The sequence below is a fragment of the Pseudomonas sp. JE3303 genome, assembly GCF_056312565.1.
On sequence record NZ_JBWGIF010000005.1, the window covers coordinates 12,187 to 26,570 of the forward strand.

At 64.7% G+C, this 14,384-nt stretch carries 13 protein-coding genes; 8 read left to right on the top strand and 5 right to left on the bottom strand.

The features are described from left to right. Positions 1 to 147 precede the first annotated feature (147 nt). Genes AC0ZZU_RS08420 through AC0ZZU_RS08430 form a run of 3 tightly spaced genes read right to left on the bottom strand, consistent with a single transcriptional unit; the run spans position 148 to position 2,827 of the window. Positions 148 to 915: a heme ABC transporter ATP-binding protein gene (locus tag AC0ZZU_RS08420; RefSeq protein ID WP_476340052.1), complete on the bottom strand. Its 768-nt coding sequence runs from the start codon at positions 913 to 915 to the stop codon at positions 148 to 150. Continuing rightward, positions 915 to 1,898, bottom strand: a complete 984-nt coding sequence (locus tag AC0ZZU_RS08425; RefSeq protein ID WP_476340333.1) for a FecCD family ABC transporter permease — start codon at positions 1,896 to 1,898, stop codon at positions 915 to 917. The genes AC0ZZU_RS08420 and AC0ZZU_RS08425 overlap by 1 nt, the downstream gene beginning before the upstream one ends. A 50-nt stretch (positions 1,899 to 1,948) precedes the next feature. Beyond that, positions 1,949 to 2,827, bottom strand: a complete 879-nt coding sequence (locus tag AC0ZZU_RS08430) for a heme/hemin ABC transporter substrate-binding protein (protein WP_476340053.1) — start codon at positions 2,825 to 2,827, stop codon at positions 1,949 to 1,951. Between the two features lie 165 nt (positions 2,828 to 2,992). Here AC0ZZU_RS08430 and AC0ZZU_RS08435 point away from each other — a divergent pair, with 165 nt between their 5' ends. Further along, complete coding sequence (locus AC0ZZU_RS08435) at positions 2,993 to 3,316, top strand: Rieske (2Fe-2S) protein (protein ID WP_476340334.1); 324 nt, start codon at positions 2,993 to 2,995, stop codon at positions 3,314 to 3,316. On the opposite strand, the gene sfsA is transcribed toward AC0ZZU_RS08435, so the two are convergent. Beyond that, positions 3,306 to 4,019 carry a DNA/RNA nuclease SfsA gene (gene sfsA, locus AC0ZZU_RS08440; protein WP_476340054.1) on the bottom strand — a complete coding sequence of 238 codons (714 nt, stop codon included), beginning with the start codon at positions 4,017 to 4,019 and terminating at the stop codon, positions 3,306 to 3,308. The two genes, AC0ZZU_RS08435 and sfsA, sit on opposite strands and share 11 nt — an antisense overlap. Then, on the bottom strand, positions 4,019 to 5,191 hold the full coding sequence (locus AC0ZZU_RS08445) for a pyridoxal phosphate-dependent aminotransferase (protein WP_476340055.1): 1,173 nt from the start codon (positions 5,189 to 5,191) through the stop codon (positions 4,019 to 4,021). Before AC0ZZU_RS08445 ends, sfsA begins: the two co-directional genes overlap by 1 nt. Positions 5,192 to 5,402: 211 nt before the next feature. On the opposite strand from AC0ZZU_RS08445, the gene dksA reads away from it, so the two are divergent. From dksA to folK, 7 genes are all read left to right on the top strand, one after another. After that, on the top strand, positions 5,403 to 5,849 hold the full coding sequence (gene dksA / locus AC0ZZU_RS08450; protein WP_476340056.1) for an RNA polymerase-binding protein DksA: 447 nt from the start codon (positions 5,403 to 5,405) through the stop codon (positions 5,847 to 5,849). Between the two features lie 86 nt (positions 5,850 to 5,935). Continuing rightward, complete coding sequence (gene gluQRS / locus AC0ZZU_RS08455; RefSeq protein WP_476340057.1) at positions 5,936 to 6,823, top strand: tRNA glutamyl-Q(34) synthetase GluQRS; 888 nt, start codon at positions 5,936 to 5,938, stop codon at positions 6,821 to 6,823. Positions 6,824 to 7,082: 259 nt separating this feature from the next. Beyond that, the gene (locus tag AC0ZZU_RS08460; RefSeq protein ID WP_003250005.1) at positions 7,083 to 7,259 is read left to right on the top strand and encodes a hypothetical protein; all 177 of its coding nucleotides are present in this window, start codon (positions 7,083 to 7,085) and stop codon (positions 7,257 to 7,259) included. Further along, the gene (locus AC0ZZU_RS08465; RefSeq protein ID WP_476340058.1) at positions 7,243 to 10,218 is read left to right on the top strand and encodes a sensor histidine kinase; all 2,976 of its coding nucleotides are present in this window, start codon (positions 7,243 to 7,245) and stop codon (positions 10,216 to 10,218) included. Before AC0ZZU_RS08460 ends, AC0ZZU_RS08465 begins: the two co-directional genes overlap by 17 nt. Before the next feature lie 4 nt (positions 10,219 to 10,222). Further along, entirely contained in the window at positions 10,223 to 11,662 is a 1,440-nt protein-coding gene (locus AC0ZZU_RS08470; RefSeq protein ID WP_476340059.1) for a sigma-54-dependent transcriptional regulator, read from the top strand. Between the two features lie 680 nt (positions 11,663 to 12,342). After that, positions 12,343 to 13,740, top strand: a complete 1,398-nt coding sequence (locus tag AC0ZZU_RS08475) for a polynucleotide adenylyltransferase PcnB (RefSeq protein WP_476340060.1) — start codon at positions 12,343 to 12,345, stop codon at positions 13,738 to 13,740. A 3-nt stretch (positions 13,741 to 13,743) separates the two neighbouring features. Beyond that, a complete protein-coding gene (gene folK / locus AC0ZZU_RS08480) occupies positions 13,744 to 14,223 on the top strand; it encodes a 2-amino-4-hydroxy-6-hydroxymethyldihydropteridine diphosphokinase (RefSeq protein WP_476340061.1) in 480 nt (159 codons plus the stop codon). The last annotated feature ends 161 nt before the right edge of the window (positions 14,224 to 14,384 follow it).

The window sequence follows — 14,384 nt, forward strand, 5'->3', positions numbered from 1 at the left end:
ACAACTGGTCGCGAGACTGGTTGGATAACCTGAAAGCCCCTGGTTCGGACTCTCAGATTATCTCCTCATCAGGCTAATCACGGTTATTGACCCGGCACTTTTGCCGGGTCTTTTTTTTGCGTGCAGTAGCCCCCGGTAGCCCCCTGCTTACCTCGCAATAATCAACGGATGCCCCCGCTCGGGATGCTCCTGCACCAGCACTTCGATCCCGAACACTGCCTTCAATGCATCAGGCCGCAGCACCTTTCGCGGCGTCCCGATGGTGTGGCAGCGCCCCTGCTCAAGCAACAGTATCCGGTCGCAGTAGCGCGCAGCCAGGTTCAGGTCATGCAGGATCACCAGCACCGCCGCACCGCGATCGGCGAAGGCGCGGACGGCCTGCAGGGTGGTGTGCTGGTGCAGCGGATCGAGCATGGAGGTTGGCTCGTCAAGCAACAGCGTCGCGCCCTCCTCGCCCGGCCAGAGCTGCGCCAGTACCCGGGCCAGGTGCACTCGCTGGCGCTCCCCGCCAGACAGCGCCAGGTAGCTGCGATCAGCCAGATGGCTGGCATCGGCGGCCCGCAGCGCCGCCCCGATGATCTGCTGGTCGCACTGCTGGCCGGTGTCATGTGGCAGGCGTCCGAGCCCCACCACCTCCTCGACCCGAAAAGCGAAGCCCAGGCTCGACACCTGCGGCAGCACCGCCAGGCGCTGCGCGCGCTCCTGGCCCGGCCAGTCCGCCAGGCTGCGCCCTTGCAGCCGGACTTCGCCCCGGCCCGGCGTCAGCTCGCCACACAGCGCGCCCAGCAGGCTGCTCTTGCCAGCGCCATTGGGCCCGAGCACACCCAGCACCTGTCCAGGCGCCAGGCCCAGGTTGATATCGTGCAGCACCGTCACGCCGCCACGGTCGAGGTGCAGGCCTTGGACTTCGAGCATCAGCTGCGCCCCCGGATCAACAGGAACAGGAAGAACGGCGCCCCGATGAACGCAGTGACGATCCCGATCGGCAGTTCCGCCGGTGCCAGCGCAAGCCGCGCGATCAGGTCGGCGAACAGCAGCAGCGCACCACCGGCCAGCAACGAGGCGGGCAGCAGCACGCGATGATCCGGCCCGGCCAGCAGCCGTACCAGATGCGGCACCACCAGGCCGATGAAGCCGATGAGCCCGGCGGCGGCCACGGCGGCGCCAACGCCCAGCGCGGTGCAGAACACCAGTTCGCGCTTGAGCGATTCGACCTCGACACCCAGGTGGCGCGCTTCCGATTCGCCCAGCAACAGGGCATTGAGGGCCTTGGCACGGCGCGGCAGCCACAGCATCACCACCAACACCACGATCAGCAGCGGCCACAGCCGCTGGTAGCTGGCGCCATTGAGACTGCCGAGGTTCCAGAACGTCAGGGTGCGCAGGGTGGCGTCATCGGCGAGATAGGTAAACAGGCCGACTGCGGAGCCTGCCAACGCCGTCAGGGCGATGCCGGCCAGCAGCATGGTCGCGACATTGGTCTGGCCGTCACGCCGCCCTAGCCGGTAGACCAGTGCGGTCACGCCCAGCCCGCCGGCAAACGCGCAAGCAGACAGCAGGTATGGCGCGAACCACTCCGGGATACCTCCCATCCAGCTGCCGCCGACAATGGCCACCGCCGCGCCCAGCGCTGCTCCACTGGCAACCCCGACCAGTCCGGGATCGGCCAGCGGATTGCGAAACAGACCCTGCATGGCGACACCCGATAGCGCCAGCACCGCACCGACGCCCAGGCCAAGCAGAGTCCGGGGCAGGCGAATCTGCCCAAGGATCAGTTCGGCCTGCTCCAGCCCGTCGGCAGCGATCGGTACCCCCAGCAGGCGCAGGCCGGCGCGCAGGGTGTCGAACAGCGGCAGGCTGACTGGCCCCAGGGCCAGGGACAGCCAGACCGCCAACAGGCACAGCAGGGTCAGGGCAATGAACAGCGTACGCGGCGCAACCAGACGTTTCATGGAGAGAGGCTGGCCTGCGCCGACGGATAGAAGGCACGCGCCAGCTCATGCAAGGCACCGGGCAGACGCGGACCAAGCCCCCCGACCAGCAGCGTCGGATCCAGCGGCACTACCCGCTTGGTCTTGACCGCACGCGATGCCGCCAAGGCGGGGTTTTCCTTCAGCAGCGCCTGCAGGGCCTGCTCGCCCTCGAGGCTGCGGTCGGCCACCACCAGCACGTCCGGATCGAGCGCCGCCAGCGCTTCGGCCGAGAAGTTCTTGTAACCCTGATTGTCAGCGAGGTTGCGCGCACCGGCCTGTTGCAGCAGCCAGTCACCTGCGGTGCCCTTGCCTGCGATCATCGGCTTGGCACCGCCGTGACCCACCAGCAGCAGGACGCCTGGGGACTTGTGCTTCAAAGGTTCGAGCTGCGAGTGCAGTGCCTCCAGCTGCTGGCGGTAATCGGCAGCCAGCTGGGCGGCCTTCTGCTCGCTGCCCAGCAAGGCGCCCAGATGCGTGAGGTTCTGCTCCACGGCATCGACTTGGGCCTTGCTGGAGAACAGCTCCACCTGCACACCTGCCGCGCGGATCTGCGCCAGCACCGGCGGTGGACCCATTTCCTCGGTACCGACCAGCACATCCGGACGCAGACTCAGAATGCCCTCGGCAGACAGCTGGCGCTGGTAGCCTATGCTTGGCAGGGCTTCCAGCGACGCGGGATGCTGACTGGTAGTGTCGACACCCACCAGGCGGGGTTCGCCGTCCAGGGCGCTGATCCATTCACTGAGTGCCCCACCCGCGCTGACCCAGCGCTGCGGAACGTCGGCGGCCAGAGCCTGGGAGGCAAGAACGAGACCGGCGCACAGGGACAGCAAGGCAGCAGGACGACGCATCATCGAATTCCTTTGCAGAAGACAGACCGCACGCCTTGTGGTGTACGGTGGGACTGCGCACTATAGACAGCCGGACGCAGCAATCGCGGAAATTTGATAATTATTCGCATTGCCGCGTCAAGCCTTCGTTCCGACACTTCCCCCTCGATACTCAACACCATGTCCCACTTGTATTTCCTGTGTTCCTCCCGCGAGCTGGCCGAAAACCAGAGCCGCGCCTTTACCGCGCAGGGGATGTCCCTGTTTGGCGTGCGCCGCCAGGGGCAAGTCCATCTCTACCGCAATCGCTGCCCGCACCGTGGCATTCCCCTGAGCTGGGAAGACAACCCCGATGCCTTGCTCGACGACAGCGCCAGCCTGATCCAATGCGCGCACCATGGTGCGCTCTTTGTCATCGAGTCCGGCGAGTGTGTGGCCGGTCCCTGCGAAGGCGAGCAGCTAGAGGCCCTTGACTGCCTGGAAGACAGCCAGGGTATCTGGCTCAAGACATGAGCAGCACCGGCAGCGGCCGGTCGATGTAGATTTCCCCAGCGTCCAGGTGGGTGCCATAGGCGAGTACTTCGACACCATCAGCCACGGCAGCACGCAATGCATCGGCGTAGGCCGAGTCGATCTCGTCGGCCGGGCGCACGGCCTCGACCCCCGTCAGGTTCACGCAATATAGCTGCACCGCCCGTATGCCCTCGCGTGCCAGCGCCGCCAGCTCGCGCAGGTGCTTGGCGCCGCGCCGGGTCACGGCGTCGGGGAACGCCGCGATCGGCGTGTCCGGATACCCCAGCGTCACGCTCTTGACCTCGATGTAGGCCGGGCCTTCTGGAAATTCCAGGCGAAAGTCGATGCGGCTGCCTTCCTGTCCGTACACCACCTCGCGCCTGAGCGCGGTAAAGCCGGCCAGCTCGCTGATCCGGCCAGCGCGCAACGCCTCTTCGACCAGCCCATTGGCCCGCCCGGTGTTGACGCAGGCAAGGCGCCCCTGTGGTGTCTCGCTGATCTCCCAGGTACCCGGGAGCTTGCGCTTGGGATCATTGGAGCGGCTGAACCACACCTGCCCGCCTTCGCGCATGCAATTGAGCATCGAGCCAGTGTTGGGGCAGTGGATGGTCAGCTGCTCGCCGGTGGCCAGTTCGATGTCGGCCAGGAAACGTTTGTAGCGGCGCAGCAGGCGCGCCTGTTCCAGCTCGGGAAAAACAGCCATCAGCCTTGCCAGCTCCGCAGTCCACGGGCAATGCGCTGCACCGCCTCTTCCAATCGTTCGAGGCTTTGCGTGTAGGCAAAGCGAACATGATGGGAGGCCTGGTGGCGGCCGAAGTCCAGGCCCGGGGTGATCGCCACGTGCTCGGTTTCCAGGAAGTGGCGGCAGAAGGCAAAGGCATCGCCGCCAAACGCACTGATGTCTGCATACAGATAGAAGGCGCCCTGGGGCTCGACGGCAATGCGGAACCCCAGCTCGCGCAAGGCAGGCAGCAGGTAGTCACGGCGGCGGGCGAACTCGCCGCGGCGCTGTTCCAGAATATCCAGCGTTTCAGGCTCGAAGCACGCCAAGGCAGCATGTTGGGCCATGCTCGGCGCACTGATGTAGAGGTTCTGCGCGAGCTTCTCGAGATCAGCCACCGCAGCCGGGGGCGCCACGAGCCAGCCAAGCCGCCATCCGGTCATGCCGAAATACTTTGAAAAACTATTGAGGACAAAGGCCTGGTCGTCCACCTCCAGCACGCTCGGCGCCTCCATGCCGTAGGTCAGGCCGTGGTAGATCTCGTCGACAACTAGGTGCCCACCGTGGGCGCGCGTCGCTGCTGACAGGCCCGCCAGCGCATCACGGTCGAGCACGGTACCCGTCGGATTGGCTGGCGAGGCGACCAGGGCGCCAACGCTGTCCTGGTTCCAATAGCGGTCGACCAGCCCGGCGTTCAGCTGATAGTTGTCCTGCGGCCCTACCGGCACCAGCTGCGCGCCGCCTTCGACCAGACGCAGGAAATGCCGGTTGCACGGATACCCAGGGTCGGCCAGCAACCAGTGCTTGCCCGGGTCGACCAGCAGGCTGCTGGCCAGCAGCAAGGCCCCGGAACCGCCGGGAGTGACGAGGATACGATCGGGGTCGATCGACAGCCCATAGCGTTGCCCATAGAACCCCGCGATCGCCTCGCGCAGCGCCGGCAGGCCGCGCGCCGCGGTGTAACGGGTGTGCCCGGCGGCCAGCGCTGCCTGCCCTGCCGCGACGATCGGGGCCGCGGTGGTGAAATCCGGTTCGCCGATCTCGAGGTGGATCACATCATGACCCGCCGCCTGCAACTCATTGGCCCGCGCCAGCAACGCCATGACATGGAAGGGTTCGATGGCGCGACTGCGCGCGCTGTAGGGCTGAGCCATGGGCCTTCTCTCAATTGGGACTAAACTGTTGATTCTACCTGCGCATAGCGCTGAACGTGAGCCGTCGGGCGTTGTCAACTCGTTGAGACGGGCGGGGTGGCGTACCCCGAGACTATCTGCTAAGTTCGGCGGCTCGCAGTCGCAGGGCCGGCGGTCGCCGGAGATGGAGCAGCCTGCGTAATGGATCAGATGAGTGAGAGGCGGTCTATTCATGTCCACCCAAGAAAAGCAACAAACCAGTCAACTCGTTCGCGGTTTCGAACCTTATAAGGAAACCAAGGGCGAGGAGTACATGGGTGCACCCATGCGTGAGCACTTCATCAAGCTGCTCAATGGCTGGAAGAAGGAGTTGATGGAAAGCGTGGACCAGACTGTGGACCACATGAAGGACGAGGCAGCCAACTTCCCCGACCCGGCCGACCGTGCCAGCCAGGAAGAAGAATTCGCCCTCGAACTGCGCAACCGCGATCGCGAGCGCAAGCTGATCAAGAAGATCGACAAGACCCTGCAACTCATCCAGGACGAAGACTACGGCTGGTGTGAAAGCTGTGGCGTCGAGATCGGCATTCGCCGCCTGGAAGCGCGTCCCACCGCGGACCTGTGCTATGACTGCAAGACCTTGGCCGAAATCAAGGAGAAGCAGGTCGGCAAGGCCTGATCCTGATTCCACCTGAACGGGGCGCCTTGAGCGCCCCGTTTCGTTTCCAGTGAATGCTTCATTCCTACCGATGGTTGCTGCAGCCCATGAACGAGTCCGGTTACATCGGGCGCTTTGCCCCTACCCCTAGCGGTTTCCTGCATTTCGGCTCGCTGGTCGCCGCCCTCGCTTCCTGGCTCGACGCCCGCGCAGTGGGTGGACGCTGGCTGCTGCGCATGGAAGACATCGACCCACCGCGCGAGGCGCCCGGGGCGCGTGATGCGATCCTGCAGACCCTCGAGCGCTACGCCCTGGAGTGGGACGGCGAGGTGGTCTATCAAAGCCAGCGCCACGATGCCTATGCCGACGTGGTCGAGCGTCTGTTCCGCCAGGGGCTGGCGTATGCCTGCACGTGCTCGCGCAAGCAGCTGGAGGACTACAACGGCATCTATCCCGGTTTCTGCCGCAATGCCGGGCACTCCCGTGATGGCGCAGCGATCCGCCTGCGGGTACCGGAGCTGAGCTATCACTTCGACGACCGGGTCCAGGGCCGCTTCGAGCAGCACCTTGGCCGGGAGGTGGGTGATTTCGTGATCCAGCGGCGCGATGGGTTGTATGCCTATCAGCTGGCGGTGGTGCTGGACGATGCCTGGCAGGGGGTCACCGATATCGTGCGCGGCGCCGACTTGCTGGACAACACCCCGCGCCAGCTTTACCTGCAGGAGCTGCTGGGGTTTTCCCAGCCGCGTTACCTGCATATCCCGCTGATCACCCAGCCGGATGGGCACAAGCTCGGCAAGTCGTACCGCTCACCGCCGCTGGCGCATGACCAGGCTACGCCGTTGTTGCTCCGGGCGCTGCGCGCGCTGGGGCAGGAAACCAGCCCCCAGCTGCTGGAGGCGACACCAGCACAGGTGCTGGCCGTGGCTCGCGAGCGCTGGCGGCCGGAGGCGATCGCGCGCAGGACTACGGTGCCAGAGGCTGATTTGCGCTGAGGCAGTAAGGGCCTCTTCGCTGGCAAGCCAGCTCCCACGGGATACGGCGCCGCCCTTGAGGTCAACGCTGTACCTGTGGGAGCTGGCTTGTCGGAGCGCCGAACCGCAGCGAAGAGGCCCCAACAGGCAACCTCGATCACAAATCAGAAGCCCAATAAATTCAACCCCTTGGCTAATCCTGCCGATTCCCGCTAGCATCCCCCCGGCTATTCAAGCCAATAATAAGTCCAAACCGCAGCGCCCTGACTTCGAGGCCAGCATGTACATCTATCGTTTGGTCCTGCTACTGGTCGTGGGGATCTACCTGTTCTCCCCGGCCATCATGGACTGGTGGATCGAACCGACCGGTGCGTGGTATCGCCCCTATCTGCTCTGGCTGATCCTGATCGTCGTGACCTTTATCCTGCAGAGCCAACGTGATGCCGATGAGCTTTAGCCTGACCCAGATGATCCTGATCAGCGCCGCCTACCTGCTGGTGCTGTTCGGCGTGGCCTGGGTCAGCGAACGCGGCCTGATCCCGCGCTCGATCATCCGCCACCCGCTGACCTACACCCTGTCGCTGGGCGTCTACGCCAGTGCCTGGGCGTTCTACGGCTCGGTAGGGCTGGCCTACCAGTACGGCTATGGGTTCCTCGCCTGTTACCTGGGTGTTTCCGGGGCATTCCTGCTGGCACCGGTGCTGCTCTACCCGATCCTCAAGATCACCCGGACCTACCAGTTGTCGTCACTGGCCGACCTGCTGGCGTTCCGGTTCCGCAGTACCTGGGCCGGCGCGCTGACCACGATATTCATGCTGATCGGCGTGCTGCCACTGCTGGCGCTGCAGATCCAGGCCGTGGCCGACTCGATCAGTATCCTTACCGGCGAGCCCGTCAAGGCGCGGGTAGCGCTGGCGTTCTGCGCACTGATCACGCTGTTCACCATCTTCTTCGGCTCGCGCCATATCGCCACGCGTGAGAAACACGAAGGGCTGGTGTTCGCGATCGCCTTCGAGTCGGTGATCAAGCTGCTGGCCCTGGGCGGCATCGGCCTGTACGCCCTGTACGGCGTGTTCGGCGGCCCGCACCAGCTGGAGATCTGGCTGCTGCAGAACCAGACCGCCCTGGCCGCGCTGCACACGCCATTGCAGGAAGGCCCCTGGCGCACGCTGCTGCTGGTCTTCTTCGCCTCGGCCATCGTCATGCCGCACATGTACCACATGGCGTTCACCGAAAACCTCAACCCGCGCGCGCTGGTCAGCGCCAGCTGGGGGCTGCCGCTGTTCCTGCTGCTGATGAGCCTGGCCGTGCCGCTGATCCTCTGGGCCGGCTTGCGCATGGGCGCCAGCACCAATCCCGAGTACTTCACGCTCGGCCTGGGCATCGCTGCGAACAGCAAGGCCCTCGCCATGCTCGCCTATATAGGCGGGCTGTCGGCGTCCAGCGGGCTGATCATCGTCACGACCCTGGCGCTGTCGGGCATGGCCCTCAACCATCTGGTGCTGCCGCTGTACCAGCCACCGGCCGAAGGCAACATCTACCGCTGGCTGAAATGGACACGCCGCGCCCTGATCGTCGCCATCATCGCCGCCGGGTTCGTCTTCTACCTGACCCAGAATACCCACCAGAGCCTGGCAAACCTTGGCATCGTCGCCTTTGTCGCCACCTTGCAGTTCCTCCCGGGCGTGCTGTCGGTGCTGTACTGGCCGACCGCCAACCGGCGCGGCTTCATCGCGGGCCTGCTCGCCGGGATCCTGGTATGGATGGTGACCATGCTGCTGCCGCTGATCGGCAACCTGCAGGGCTTCTACATCCCGCTGTTCAACATGATCTACGTGCTGGACGACACCAGCTGGCACATGGGCGCCATCGCCTCGCTCGCGGCCAACGTGCTGCTGTTCACCCTGATCTCGTTGTTCACCAATGCCAGCAGCGAGGAAGTGAGCGCCGCCGAAGCGTGCGCCGTGGACAACGTGCGCCGCCCGCAACGCCGCGAGCTGCATGCCGCATCGCCCCAGGAATTCGCCACCCAGCTGGCCAAGCCATTGGGTGCCAAGGCTGCCCAGAAGGAAGTCGAGCAGGCCCTGCGCGACCTCTACCTGCCATTCGACGAGCGCCGCCCCTATGCCTTGCGCCGGCTGCGCGACCGGATCGAAGCCAACCTCTCCGGCCTGATGGGACCGAGCGTGGCCCAGGACATGGTCGAGACTTTCCTGCCCTACAAGTCTGCCAGCGAAAACTACGTCACCGAGGACATCCACTTCATCGAAAGCCGCCTCGAAGACTACCACTCGCGCCTGACCGGCCTCGCCGCCGAGCTCGATGCCCTGCGCCGCTACCATCGCCAGACCTTGCAGGAATTGCCGATGGGTGTGTGTTCCCTGGCGAAGGACCAGGAGATCCTGATGTGGAACAAGGCCATGGAGGAGCTGACCGGCATCGCCGCCAAGCACGTGGTCGGTTCACGCCTGACCACCATCGGTGAGCCCTGGCGCGGGATGCTGCTGGGCTTCATCAACGTGCCGGACGAGCATTTGCACAAGCAGCGCCTGGGCCTGGATGGCCAGACCCGCTGGCTCAACCTGCACAAGGCCGCCATCGACGAACCGCTGGCCCCGGGCAACAGCGGCCTGGTGCTGCTGGTCGAGGACCTGACCGAAACCCAGGCCCTTGAAGACAAGCTCGTGCACTCCGAGCGGCTGGCAAGTATCGGCCGCCTGGCCGCCGGGGTGGCTCACGAGATCGGCAACCCCATCACCGGCATCGCGTGCCTGGCGCAGAACCTGCGCGAAGAACGCGAGGGTGACGGCGAGATCACCGAGCTCAGCAGCCAGATCCTCGAACAGACCAAGCGCGTCTCGCGCATCGTGCAGTCACTGATGAGCTTCGCCCATGCAGGGGGCAGCCACCAGAACAGCGAAGAGCCTGTCTGCCTGGCCGAAGTGGCGCAGGACGCCATCGGTCTGCTGGCGTTGAACCGGCGCAATTTCGAAGTACAGTTTTTCAACCTGTGCGACCCCGACCACTGGGTCGAGGGCGATCCACAGCGCCTGGCACAGGTGCTCATCAACCTGCTGTCCAACGCCCGCGATGCGTCGCCGCCCGGCAGCGCCGTGCGCGTGCGCAGCGAGACCAGCGAGCACACCGTCGACCTGGTGGTCGAGGACGAGGGCAGCGGGATCCCGAAAAACATCATGGACCGCCTGTTCGAACCCTTCTTCACCACCAAGGATCCAGGCGAAGGTACCGGTCTTGGGCTTGCTCTGGTCTATTCCATCGTGGAAGAGCATTATGGACAGATCACCATCGACAGCCCGGCCGACCTTCAGCGCCAGCGTGGCACCCGGATCCGCGTGACCTTGCCCAGGCATGTCGTAGCGACGTCCCCTGACATTCGAGACCGTCGAGAGAATTGAATCAATGCCGCATATTCTGATCGTCGAAGACGAAACCATCATCCGCTCGGCCTTGCGTCGCCTGCTCGAGCGGAACCAGTACCAGGTCAGCGAAGCCGGCTCGGTGCAGGAAGCCCAGGAACGCTTCAGCATTGCCACCTTTGACCTGATCGTCAGTGACCTGCGCCTGCCCGGCGCACCGGGCACCGAGCTGATCAAGCTCGGCCAGGGCATCCCCGTGCTGATCATGACCAGCTATGCCAGCCTGCGTTCGGCGGTCGACTCCATGAAGATGGGCGCGGTCGACTACATCGCCAAGCCGTTCGATCATGACGAGATGCTCCAGGCCGTGGCGCGTATCCTTCGCGACCGGCCGCGCGCCCCCGCCGCCGCCCCCGAGGCGCGCGCCAACGGCAAGGCGGCCAGCGCAGACAAGGGCGCCAGTAACGCTGCCAATGGCGAGATCGGCATCATCGGCTCCTGCCCGCCCATGCAGGACCTCTACAGCAAGATCCGCAAGGTCGCGCCCACCGACTCCAATGTCCTGATCCAGGGCGAGTCCGGCACCGGCAAGGAGCTGGTCGCCCGTGCGCTGCACAACCTGTCGCGACGGGCCAAGGCCCCGATGATCTCGGTCAACTGCGCGGCGATTCCCGAGACCCTGATCGAATCGGAACTGTTCGGCCACGAGAAAGGTGCCTTCACCGGCGCCAGCGCCGGGCGTGCCGGACTGGTCGAGGCCGCCGATGGCGGCACACTGTTCCTCGACGAGATCGGCGAGTTGCCGCTCGAGGCCCAGGCCCGCCTGCTGCGGGTGCTGCAGGAAGGCGAGATCCGCCGGGTGGGTTCGGTACAGTCGCAGAAGGTCGACGTGCGCCTGATCGCTGCGACTCACCGCGACCTGAAGAACCTCGCCAAGATCGGGCAGTTCCGTGAAGACCTTTATTACCGCCTGCACGTGATTGCCCTCAAGCTGCCGGCGCTGCGCGAACGCGGGCCGGACGTGAACGAGATCGCCAATGCATTCCTCGCTCGCCAGAGCGCGCGTATCAGCCGCGACGACCTGCGCTTTTCCCACGATGCCGAGCAGGCGATCCGTCACTACAGCTGGCCGGGCAACGTGCGCGAGCTCGAAAACGCCGTCGAGCGCGCGGTCATTCTCAGCGAGAGCCCGGAGATTTCCGCCGAGCTGCTGGGCATCGACATCGAGCTGAGCGACCTGGAAGACGACGAAGGCTTCGCCAGCCTGCCAGCGAGCGCCGGCAATGGTGCCACCAGTGCGAGCCACGAACCCACCGAGGACCTGTCGCTGGAGGATTACTTCCAGCATTTCGTGCTCGAGCACCAGGATCACATGACCGAAACCGAGCTGGCCCGCAAGCTGGGCGTCAGCCGCAAATGCCTGTGGGAGCGCCGCCAGCGCCTGGGCATTCCACGCCGCAAGAGCGGCGCGACCAGCGAATGACCGCGGCTCCCCAGTGGGAGCCCACAACTGCAAAAATCTGTTACCCAGCTGACACGGCGTAACAAATGGCGGGGTTTACGGTAACGAATCCATGCCGTTCCCGCCCCCTTCCAGGCCCTCTCAACCGCCCAACCCCCTGATTTTGCTAGGCCTGACAAAGTTGGCACGGCACCTGCTATATGTTCTGGTACAAGAACAACAACAAGCACAGCAAAACAGAACAAGAACAAGACGAAACGGCTCACGCATAACAAATACAAGACGGCGGAGGCGCAGCTAACTGATTCTTTTGGAGAGGACTTGTGTTTGGGGCTAGCCCCACAGCCAGGCAGAGAACAACAAAAACTGCACTAAAAAGCAGCACCTGTACTGGATGGATCTAAGGATCAGCTCGACATCAGCGACCAAAGCAATCCGTTTGCTCTTCACTCCCGAATTGGGAGTCGTCCACAAGCTTCAAGACTTTTGGACAGGGCACTCAACAAAAACAAGAAGCCCAGCAGAAAAACAATAAGAGCACGCAACTACTTCTTGGGGAGCTTCGGCTCCCCTTGTAGTTTCTCTCGTCAGCGCTCCGACGCTACCGCCTACACCATTCCCCGAGTAAATGCTAGAATCCCCGCCCATCATGCGGCCATTCTGTCATCGTTGGCCGAACATTCCTTCAAACAGTGCATCCCATGCTGAAGAAGCTGTTCCAGTCGTTCCGTCCTCCCATCCGTGGCCAGCACCACATGCGCACCACGCCTGAAGTGATCAACAGTGCTCAACACTCGCTGCAGCGCAGCCAGTTCAGCCGTCACGCGGTGAGCATCGTCGAGCGCCTGCAAAACGCCGGTTACCAGGCCTACCTGGTCGGCGGCTGCGTGCGCGACCAGCTCCTGGGCATCGCGCCCAAGGACTTTGACGTTGCCACCAGCGCGACCCCCGAGCAGATCCGCGGCGAATTCCGCAACGCGCGGATCATCGGCCGCCGCTTCAAGCTCGTGCATGTGCATTTCGGCCGCGACATCATTGAAGTCGCCACCTTCCGCGCCAACCATCCCGAAGCCGAGGAAGAGCAGGTCGAAAGCCACCGCTCGTCGCGCAACGAGAGCGGTCGCATCCTGCGTGACAACGTATACGGCACCCTTGAGGAAGACGCGCAACGCCGCGACTTCACCATCAACGCCCTGTACTACGATCCGGTCAGCGAGCGCATTCTGGACTTCGCCAATGGCGTCCATGACATCCGCAACCGCCTGATCCGCCTGATCGGCGACCCGGTCCAGCGGTACCAGGAAGACCCTGTGCGCATGCTGCGTGCCGTGCGCTTCGCCGCCAAGCTCAACTTCGGCATCGAGAAGCACACGGTACAGCCGATCCGCGACCTGGCGCCCATGCTGCGCGAGATCCCCGCGGCGCGCCTGTTCGAGGAGAGCCTCAAGCTGTTCCTCTCCGGCCAGGCCGCGCTGACCTTCGAAATGCTGGTCGACCTGCACCTGTTCGACCCGCTGTTCCCGGCCAGTGCCCAGGCCCTGGAAGAGCAGCCGAGCTACACCCACACCCTGATCAGCCAGGCCCTGGCCAATACCGACCTGCGCGTCAAGCAGGGCAAGCCGGTAACCCCGGCCTTCCTGTTCGCCGCCCTGCTCTGGCCCGCCCTGCCCGCCCGCGCGCTGCGCCTGCAGAGCCAGGGCATGCCGCCGATCCCGGCCATGAACGAAGCGGCCCATCAGCTGATCGCCGAGCAGTGCCAGCGCATCGCGGTACCCAAGCGCTTCACCCTGCCGATCCGCGAGATCTGGGACATGCAGGAACGCCTGCCACGCCGCAGCGGCAAGCGCGCCGACCTGTTGCTCGACAACCCACGCTTCCGCGCCGGCTACGATTTCCTGCTGCTGCGGGAAAGCGCGGGTGAACAGACCGACGAGCTGGGCCAATGGTGGACCGATTACCAGGAAGCCAACGACAGCGAGCGCCGCGACATGATTCGCGAGCTGGGCAGCCGCGATGAAGGCACCAGTGCCGCCCCGCGCAAACGCAAGCGCAGCAGCAGCGCCAGCAAGCGCAAGCGCAGCGACGAGCAGTTGGACTAAGGCATGGCGACACGCGTGTATATCGGCCTGGGCAGCAACCTGGCCGACCCTGCCGATCAACTGCGCTGCGCCCTGCAGGCCCTCGATCAGATCGAGCGCAGCAGCCTGGCCGGCGTGTCGTCCTTCTATGCCAGCGACTCGCTATCGCCCGGCCAGCCGCGTTACACCAACGCCGTGGCCGCCCTCGATACCGAGCTTGCGCCCCTGCCCCTGCTCGATGCCCTGCAGGCCATCGAGGCTGCCCAGGGACGCGAGCGCAAGGAGCGCTGGGGGCCCCGCACCCTCGACCTGGACATCCTGCTCTATGGCGACCAGGTCATCGACGTGCCCCGCCTCAAGGTCCCGCATTACCACATGCAGGCCCGCCCCTTCGTGCTCTATCCCTTGGCCGAGCTGGTGCCGCCAGACTTTTGCCTGGCCGACCGGAGCAGCCTCGCCCAGTTGCTGGCGGACTGCCCATTTGTCGGCCTTGAACGCCTGTAGACCAGGCGTTTCAGCGGGCGGTAACGCCGGTAACACTTGCCTGTAACAATGCGCCGCCTGGGTCATTGACTTCGCCCCCCTCCCTCACGACTATAGGCCTCCCGTGGCTTCGATGTGCCACCTGAGGCGTAGCCAGGACTGGAACAGGTCTGTACCCAAAC